Genomic DNA, 8,143 nt, shown 5'->3' on the forward strand with positions numbered 1-8,143 from the left:
CTTCGATCTCCTAAATGCTCAACTTCTTCAGGTTACGTTTTTTACCATAAATGATTTGTACGATTGCACGTGTCACAGTAATTGCTGTGAACATTGAGCAGACAATACCAATCATTAGGGTAACCGCGAAGCCTTTAATTGGGCCTGTACCAATTGCGAACAGAATGAAAGCAACCAAGAATGTGGTTAAGTTGGAGTCAAAGATGGTGTTATACGCACGATCATAACCCGCAACAATCGCCTGTTTCGGCGAGGCACCCCATTTAATTTCCTCTCGTATCCGCTCACAGATCAGTACGTTGGCATCGACCGCCATACCAATGGTAATTACGATACCTGCAATACCCGGAAGGGTGAGGGACGCGCCAATCCAAGACATGATGGTTAAAATCATGGCAAGGTTAACCACGAGTGCAAAGTTGGCAATCAAGCCGAACACACGGAAGAAGACCACCATCCAAATCGCAACCAATAAGAAACCGATTTGAGTTGATAATACGCCTTTGTCGATGTTTTCTTGACCGAGACTCGGACCAATCACACGTTCTTCAACGAAGTACATTGGCGCTGCTAATGCACCTGCACGTAACATCAATGCAAGTTCAGACGCTTCTTGAGGTGAATCTAGACCAGTAATACGGAACTGGGAACCCAATACGGCTTGAATCGTTGCCGCATTGATGACCACAGATTCGGTATAAGGTGTACGAACTTCAGTTTGTGTACCTGTTGCAGGATCAGCAACATAACTAATTTTTTGTTTGTTCTCGATGAACAGAACAGCCATTCGTTTGCCTACAGCATTACGAGTGGCTTCAGACATCAACTTACCGCCCGCAGTATCCAAAGTAATATTTACTTCAGCACCACCTGTATCTTGGCTAAAGCCTGATGACGCATTTTGTACACGTTCACCTGTTAAGATACGGTTACGGTTAAGCAATAATTGACGACCGCTGTCCAAAGATTCATAAGCAAATGCTTCTGTACCTGGCGGTAATGAGCCTTTTGCTTGACCTGTGTAAGGATCGATATATTGATCGTTTAAATCAGAAACTAAGCGGAACTCAAGGTTTGCAGTACGACCAAGTACACGTTTTGCTTCAGCAGTATCTTGTACACCTGGTAATTCAACCACAATACGGTTGCTACCTTGGGTTTGTACTAATGCTTCCGCTACACCTAACTCGTTAATACGGTTACGTAAAGTTGTTAAGTTTTGGTTGACAGCATAAGACTGAATTTCTTGTTTACGTGTATCTGTGTAGCTTAGACGAAGAGTCGAACCTTCAGTTGTTGCAACCGCTTGTTGAGTATATTCATTGCCGTTACGACGAAGGAAATCCATAGCTGCAGAACGGTCATCATTATTTGCAAATTGCATCGTAATGGTGTTGTTGTTCAAAGATAAGCTATTGAATTTTAATTTATTGTCACGAAGTTGGCGACGTAAGTCAGCCGCAGACGTTTCCATACGTTGTGAAATGGCTTTATCCATATCTACTTCGAGTAGGAAATGTACACCACCACGTAAATCCAGACCCAGCTTCATTGGTTTAGCACCAATTTTTTGTAGCCATTCTGGGGTAGTAGGCGCAAGGTTCAGTGCGACAACATAATTTTCACCGAGCCCACGACGCAGTGCTTCTTTCGCTTTTAATTGTTGTTCGCTCGAATCAACACGTAATAAAGCGGCATTATTGGTGAAGCTATTGTCATGGCTGGCAATATTTTCAGATTTTAAAATCTGCTCTGCTTTTTGTACGATGCTTTGGTCAATCTGGGTACCGGCTTTGGCACCTGAAATTTGAACAGCAGGTTCATCAGGATACAAACTTGGCAGGGCATATAATGTACTGATGACTAGTACCACTAGAATCAGTAGATATTTCCATGCTGGGTAACGCATTCGTTTTCTTCTTAAAATGAAAAAAGCCGTGCGGGTGCACGACTTATTTTTTGATTAAAGGTTATTTAGAGTGCCTTCAGGCAGAACTGAAATCACACTTGCGCGTTGTACTTTTACTTCTACGCCACGGTTCAGTTCAACAACTGCAAAATCACCTTCGATTTTTGTGATTTTACCCATTAAACCGCCCGCAAAAACAACTTCACTACCAACCCCTAGGCTTTCAATTAGTGCACGATGTTCTTTTGCACGTTTTGATTGAGGGCGCCAGATCAAGAAGTAGAAGATTGCGACAAATACCGCAATCATCAACAGGTTTGCCATCATGCTTGGTTGCTGTGCAGCTTCACCTGCCGCGTGAGCAGTAGAAATAAAAAGGCTCATTTCATTTTCCTAAACTAAAAAAACTGGTTATCAATACTTTGATAAATAAATTGGACTTGTTCAGCAATTTACCTTGTCTTTTTCTTCAGCGCAAATGCTGAAAGAATTAATCTTGAGGACAAGGTGGCACTTCCATGCCGCGACGACGATAAAAGTCTTCAACAAACTCATCAAAAGTGCCATGATCGAGAGCATCACGCATCGCTTCAGTTAGACGTAGGTAATAACGTAAGTTATGAATAGTACCGAGCATCGAACCGAGCATTTCGCCGCATTTCTCAAGATGGAAGAGATAAGATTTGGTGAAGTTTGTACATGTATAACAGTCGCAATGTGGGTCAAGCGGACTTTGATCATGACGATATTTGGCATTGCGAATACGCACTAAACCGTCGGTCACAAAATAATGACCATTACGTGCATTTCGAGTTGGCATCACACAGTCAAACATATCGACACCGCGACGAACCGCTTCTACGATATCTTCTGGTTTACCGACACCCATCAAGTAACGTGGTTTATCCGCAGGCATTTTCTCTGGAAGATAATCTAATACTTTGATCATTTCTTCTTTAGGTTCGCCAACAGACAAGCCGCCAATGGCATAACCATCAAAATCAATTTCTTTCAGACCATTTAAAGATTCATCACGTAAATCTTCATACATGCCGCCTTGGATAATACCAAATAGTGCATTACGGTTTTTCAGCACGTCATGATGTTGAGTCTTACAACGTTTCGCCCAACGCAATGAAAGCTGCAATGATTTTTGCGCTTCTTCATGTGTCGCAGGATAAGGCGTACATTCATCAAAAATCATCACGATGTCTGAATTCAGTGTGTGCTGAATATCCATCGAAATTTCAGGAGATAAAAAGACTTTAGAGCCATCAATCGGAGAGCGGAAAGTCACGCCCTCTTCTTTAATTTTGCGCATAGCGCCAAGACTGAAGACTTGGAAACCGCCTGAATCTGTCAAAATCGGGTTATTCCATTTCATGAATTGGTGTAAGCCACCATGTTCACGAATGACATCTAGGCCTGGGCGAAGATATAAATGGAAGGTATTGCCCAAAATAACTTGGGATTTAATTTCTTTAATGTCACGTGGGAGCATGCCTTTTACAGTACCGTAAGTACCGACAGGCATGAACATAGGTGTTTCAACAACACCATGTTCAAGGGTTAAACGGCCGCGACGAGCACGGCCCGATTGCGCCAATTTTTCAAACTTCATACAAGGTCCAGATCAAGGCGAAAAAACAGTTCGCTGATGGTAAGAGTGCTAAAAGTGCTCTATTTTCCTTGATTCTGCGGTTAAACGCTAGCTTTGTCGGGTGTTAAGTCTGTAAATTTATAGATCGCTTCTTGTGACAAGGCTTCATCTGAACTCTTGGCATTAAAATAGAACTGGTTAATCCGCTGTAAAATTTCTTCTTTTTCCATCGCAAATGTACCTTTCGGGTCCGATGTCATGGCCACGATGCTGTCAATGAGCTTTTGAATATAGGGATTCGTGGTTGCATAACTTTTTTCCAAGCTTAAAAGATAGACTTCATTGGCTACATGTAAATAGTTATAAGGTTGTATTTCCACGATTTGTGCCAAATCAATCAGCAGGTCTTTATCATACTGAGACAGCTTCATACGCTTGGGTAAACTGTCGAGCTTGAGGGGTTGTTTGGATTTGAGAAAATCGTCAAGTTGTGTACTTGGAGGATTTAAAACCTGAGCTGAATAAATTTCTATTTCGGGCTGTGTCGGGACCGTGATAAAAAACAGAATATTGTCCAGTTCTATGCCGTAGGACTGAACCAAGTCGAATTTTGTTTGTTGTATGGCATTGAGCAAGATTGAAAGATGGTTAGCCGATTCAGACTTTATCGTACTTTTTATAGAAGATGGATCAAGGTTTAAATGGCCCACTTCATTTACAGATGTCAGTTTAAACTGCGCCAAGTCTTGACTTAAAGCCAGTAGGCTACGATAGCGCCATTTCGACACATTCCATCGATCATGCGCTGCAAGATATTGAGCAGAATCTTCATCTTCGGCAAAAATACTACGCTGCGTAGAGACTGCGATATAGTCCATGGAAAAATAGGGATTGAACACCAACGTACATGCGTAAATATGGTCGTCTTGGTGCTGCTCATAGAGTTTGAAAAACTCCTGAATCAGCACATTTTTCAGTGCATTAATTTGATTTTGCATATTTTATTTTTCTTTCTAGTTTTGGAGGTGCTTGATCACCTCATCATTATTTTTTTACTTTTGTGCATTAAAGCCCGAACTTAAAAGTTCGGACGATAATCAAAATTTTGGCTGGCAGCTTGATCGCGGAAAGGGCGAACCGCTTTTTTACTCAGCAATAGCGTATTAATAATATTGTTAGGAAACACTTGAATGTGGTTGTTGAACAACTCAACGTTGCGGTTAAAAATAGTAATCGCCGCACCGACATTTTCGTTTTGTTCTTCAATTTCATTCATCATTTTCAGATAAATATCATTAGCTTTGAGCTCTGGATAGTTTTCAACCACAACATTCAGACTGCGCATCAGATCTTGATTTAAGGCTTCGATACGCTGTAATTGGCTGACATCGGTACTATTTACGTTCAAATTCATAATATTTTGACGGAGTTCAGTGACTTTTGCCAAAGTCCCTTGTTCAAAATTGGAATATTGCTCAACCAAAGGCTGTAATCCATCTAAAATTTTGATTTTTTGACGTTCATAGCTAGCTACATCTGACCATGCACGAATGGTTGCATTGTGATGTCGGACAATGTTGTTGCGAATCATGATTGCACCAATCACCAATGCAATGATGATTAAAACAAAGATCAAAAGCCCCATAAAATTTTATCCTCAAGATAAAAGGTCGTAAGTTAAAACATTATTGTATGAAATCTATTTTAAAAACTGCGTTAAATCGTTTTTCAAATTTTCTAAAGCATTTAATTTAAAGGTTCTGAGATGTCCACGCAATGCCGAAACATCTTGAATTCGTTTTGCTTTACTACTGACTTTAAATAAATCTGTAGAGCCAAGATAGCACATTATGCGGTGGCTCGGATGAAATAGCAGATCACCTTCACGGTTTTGAAAAAAATCCGCTAGTCGAAGGACAAATCCCGGGCTGAGTAATTTAGCCATTTCCATTTGGTTATCGCCATAAAATTTTAATTTTTGATTGGTTTGAATGTCGCTGCTGTGCCAAGGAAAACTATAGGGATAGCCAAAGTTTTTACCTGTTGCAGATACGGCTAGTCCATGGATGCCAATATCAAAAACAAATACGCCCCACAGGTCTTTATGAATTTCTTTAACCGTGACTTCATCACCGTCTTTGTCACGTACCTTCAGTTCATTTACATAGTGATAATGAAAGACCATGACTTGATGCTGTTGCTGATTTTCATCTTCCCAAACAGTGCTCGCAAAGGTCTGAATATCATTCGAAAGGCTGCCTTGCTTAAACACGGGGAACATACGTTTAAGATTGCCAATAAATTGTAGATTATTCAGTGGCATCGAAATGTATTGAGGCTGTCGGTTAAAAGCCAATTGGTATTTTCTGGCAATGCATTCGGTTTCTAAAAACGCAATAACTTCTTCGAGCGGATCATCTTTTTCATAGCTGATATAGGCCCAGAACACCATGGCCAACCCCGCAGCAAAGCAGAGCTGTGCCCAGCCATGATCGGGCTGAATCACAATAAACAGCATGAAGCCGATACCCAGCGCAGCTAAAGCTAAGGGGAGTAAATTTTCAAATTTGAGCGTAATGGGTGCATTCCATGGATGTAGCCCATCGAGGAGTTCTTGGTGAGTTTTTGCGTTTCGGCCTATATCCCAAAGCCGAGCGATATTCTGAAAAACCACAGCATTCTTCTTACGACGAATATGGATGGAGTGCTTTACAGAATCGATCGGCATGGGGATGATTTCGGCGTAATTTTATTTGTGGTTAATATTATCAATTAACATAGCATCACCATAACTAAAGAATCGATATTGGCTTTCGACGGCATGGTGATAGGCATTCAAAATATTATCTCGACTGGACAACGCTGACACTAACATGAGCAAGGTAGATTCAGGTAAATGGAAGTTGGTAATTAAACGATCGACTACTTTGAACTCATAACCTGGGTAGATAAAGATTTGTGTATCACCAGTCCAACCCTTGAGTTCGCCGCCATTGGCTTGAGCGGCACTTTCAGTCGCGCGAGTCGCTGTAGTACCGACAGCAATGACTTTATTGCCACGTGCTTTTGTCTCACGGATTAAAGCCATAGATTCTTCTGAAACGTCACACCATTCGCTGTGCATGATGTGATTTTCAATGTCATTGGTACGTACGGGTAAGAATGTACCTGCACCCACATGCAAGGTAACAAAGGTTTTATTTACGCCTTTGTCCGCCAATTTTTTGAGTAGCGCTTCATCAAAATGTAAGCTTGCTGTTGGTGCTGCAACTGAAGCCAATTTGGTCGGATCGTTAAAAACAGTTTGGTAACGTTCAGTATCAATCGCTTCTGCTTCACGGTTAAAGTAAGGCGGAATCGGTAAAGCACCGTATAAATCTAAAACTTGTAAAATAGGCTGTGAAAATTCCACAACAAATAAGTTTTCATGACGGCCTTGAACGGTCACTTTAACTTCGTCTGGACCAATAAATAATTCTGCCCCTTCTTTAGGCGTATTACTGGCTTTAATGTGGCAATGTGCGGTTTTTGGGTCAAGAATACGTTCAACTAAGACTTCAACTGCACCGCCAGTTGCTCGTTTGCCTTTTAAGCGGGCTTTCATCACTTTGGTATCGTTCAGTACCAATAAGTCACCTTCATTGAGCAAGTCTATAATGTCAGTGAAATGATGGTCGTGATATTCGCCATTCAGGTCGAGATGGAGCAGGCGTGATGCACTACGTGTTTCAAGCGGATAGCGGGCAATGAGTTCGTCGGGGAGATTGAAGTTAAAGTCAGAAAGTTGCATGTTAAGAAATCTGAAAAGGGGATAATGAAATTTGGCTTATTATAAGCTTTTTTGAGTTTTAACGCTGAAATTGATGGATTATCCATCTAAAAATTCTTATACGGTTTATTTTTAATCAAATGAGAACAGGATGCGTTGACAAGTTTTTGAAACAGTTTATTATACGTTTCAACACCTTCCCGAGGTGGTGAAATTGGTAGACGCGGTGGATTCAAAATCCACTATCAGAGATGATGTGTCGGTTCGAGTCCGACCCTCGGGACCAAAATTCTAAAAGACCCCAAGCTTATTAAGACTTGGGGTTTTTTATTGCCTGAAGGAAATTAAAAATAAGATATTTGGTAATTATGCTCTAAAGCTTTTGGATAACTTATAAATGATTTGAGAAATAAATTTTTAATAAAAAATAGGGGTGTATATGTCAGCAAATTTAAATGCAGAACTAAACTTGAATCAATTTGCATTAAAATTATTGGAAAGTACTTATGGATTGGAATTTATTTGTGTACTTATTTTTCTTGTGGTGATGGTCTCTAGTATTTACTTTCTTGCTAAATCTGGCGTGATTTCAGGGTTAAGAGATTATAGTGATTACAAGCGGCGAAAAAAGAATGAATATATTGATGAACAAGAAAATCTTCTCAAGGAAGATACTTTAACTGAGTTTTCTAATGAGTTGAAATATCATTTGAAAGTCGCAAAGTTAGCAAATTATTTAAATAGACTTCTTTCATAATTCATTTTTTGCTCAGCTCTAAATTATAGATTCCCGCAATTAAATTGAATCTTAAGCCCAGTCTTTTTCCTCGATTACGATATCGCTCGGCAAGGATTTTGAAAGTTT

The 8,143-nt window shown here is 40.3% G+C and carries 8 protein-coding genes, 1 tRNA gene and 1 pseudogene; 2 read left to right on the plus strand and 8 right to left on the minus strand.

All coding sequences use genetic code 11. The annotated features are described in order from the left end of the window. Positions 1-10 precede the first annotated feature (10 nt). The 7 genes from secD to queA form a co-directional block, all read right to left on the minus strand. On the minus strand, positions 11-1,909 hold the full coding sequence (gene secD / locus FTU02_RS14595; RefSeq protein WP_111885819.1) for a protein translocase subunit SecD: 1,899 nt from the start codon (positions 1,907-1,909) through the stop codon (positions 11-13). A gap of 54 nt (positions 1,910-1,963) precedes the next feature. Beyond that, positions 1,964-2,293: a preprotein translocase subunit YajC gene (yajC, locus tag FTU02_RS14600; RefSeq protein ID WP_078191271.1), complete on the minus strand. Its 330-nt coding sequence runs from the start codon at positions 2,291-2,293 to the stop codon at positions 1,964-1,966. A gap of 106 nt (positions 2,294-2,399) precedes the next feature. Then, complete coding sequence (tgt, locus tag FTU02_RS14605; RefSeq protein ID WP_078194179.1) at positions 2,400-3,530, minus strand: tRNA guanosine(34) transglycosylase Tgt; 1,131 nt, start codon at positions 3,528-3,530, stop codon at positions 2,400-2,402. An 80-nt stretch (positions 3,531-3,610) separates the two neighbouring features. Next, the gene (locus FTU02_RS14610; protein WP_180157787.1) at positions 3,611-4,507 is read right to left on the minus strand and encodes a DUF4303 domain-containing protein; all 897 of its coding nucleotides are present in this window, start codon (positions 4,505-4,507) and stop codon (positions 3,611-3,613) included. Between the two features lie 80 nt (positions 4,508-4,587). After that, the gene (locus FTU02_RS14615) at positions 4,588-5,154 is read right to left on the minus strand and encodes a LemA family protein (protein WP_078191268.1); all 567 of its coding nucleotides are present in this window, start codon (positions 5,152-5,154) and stop codon (positions 4,588-4,590) included. Between the two features lie 54 nt (positions 5,155-5,208). Continuing rightward, a complete protein-coding gene (locus tag FTU02_RS14620) occupies positions 5,209-6,237 on the minus strand; it encodes a hypothetical protein (protein WP_180157789.1) in 1,029 nt (342 codons plus the stop codon). Positions 6,238-6,258: 21 nt separating this feature from the next. After that, the gene (gene queA, locus FTU02_RS14625) at positions 6,259-7,299 is read right to left on the minus strand and encodes a tRNA preQ1(34) S-adenosylmethionine ribosyltransferase-isomerase QueA (RefSeq protein ID WP_180157791.1); all 1,041 of its coding nucleotides are present in this window, start codon (positions 7,297-7,299) and stop codon (positions 6,259-6,261) included. Between the two features lie 178 nt (positions 7,300-7,477). Between queA and FTU02_RS14630 the strand changes: the two genes are divergently transcribed. Then, positions 7,478-7,564, plus strand: a tRNA-Leu gene (locus FTU02_RS14630). Positions 7,565-7,717: 153 nt separating this feature from the next. Beyond that, positions 7,718-8,035, plus strand: a complete 318-nt coding sequence (locus FTU02_RS14635; RefSeq protein ID WP_180157793.1) for a hypothetical protein — start codon at positions 7,718-7,720, stop codon at positions 8,033-8,035. A gap of 1 nt (position 8,036) precedes the next feature. Here FTU02_RS14635 and FTU02_RS14640 read toward each other — a convergent pair. Next, positions 8,037-8,143: pseudogene (locus FTU02_RS14640) on the minus strand (IS5/IS1182 family transposase); the annotation flags it as partial.

The sequence above is a fragment of the Acinetobacter sp. YH12045 genome (genome assembly GCF_013419925.1).
Classification (GTDB): domain Bacteria; phylum Pseudomonadota; class Gammaproteobacteria; order Pseudomonadales; family Moraxellaceae; genus Acinetobacter; species Acinetobacter amyesii.

Bases quoted from the DNA above. Each gene is read 5' to 3' on its own strand.
- secD (WP_111885819.1), bottom strand. From the start codon at position 1,909: ATGCGTTACCCAGCATGGAAATATCTACTGATTCTAGTGGTACTAGTC.
- yajC (WP_078191271.1), bottom strand. From the start codon at position 2,293: ATGAGCCTTTTTATTTCTACTGCTCACGCGGCAGGTGAAGCTGCACAG.
- tgt (WP_078194179.1), bottom strand. From the start codon at position 3,530: ATGAAGTTTGAAAAATTGGCGCAATCGGGCCGTGCTCGTCGCGGCCGT.
- FTU02_RS14610 (WP_180157787.1), bottom strand. From the start codon at position 4,507: ATGCAAAATCAAATTAATGCACTGAAAAATGTGCTGATTCAGGAGTTT.
- FTU02_RS14615 (WP_078191268.1), bottom strand. From the start codon at position 5,154: ATGGGGCTTTTGATCTTTGTTTTAATCATCATTGCATTGGTGATTGGT.
- FTU02_RS14620 (WP_180157789.1), bottom strand. From the start codon at position 6,237: ATGCCGATCGATTCTGTAAAGCACTCCATCCATATTCGTCGTAAGAAG.
- queA (WP_180157791.1), bottom strand. From the start codon at position 7,299: ATGCAACTTTCTGACTTTAACTTCAATCTCCCCGACGAACTCATTGCC.
- FTU02_RS14635 (WP_180157793.1), top strand. From the start codon at position 7,718: ATGTCAGCAAATTTAAATGCAGAACTAAACTTGAATCAATTTGCATTA.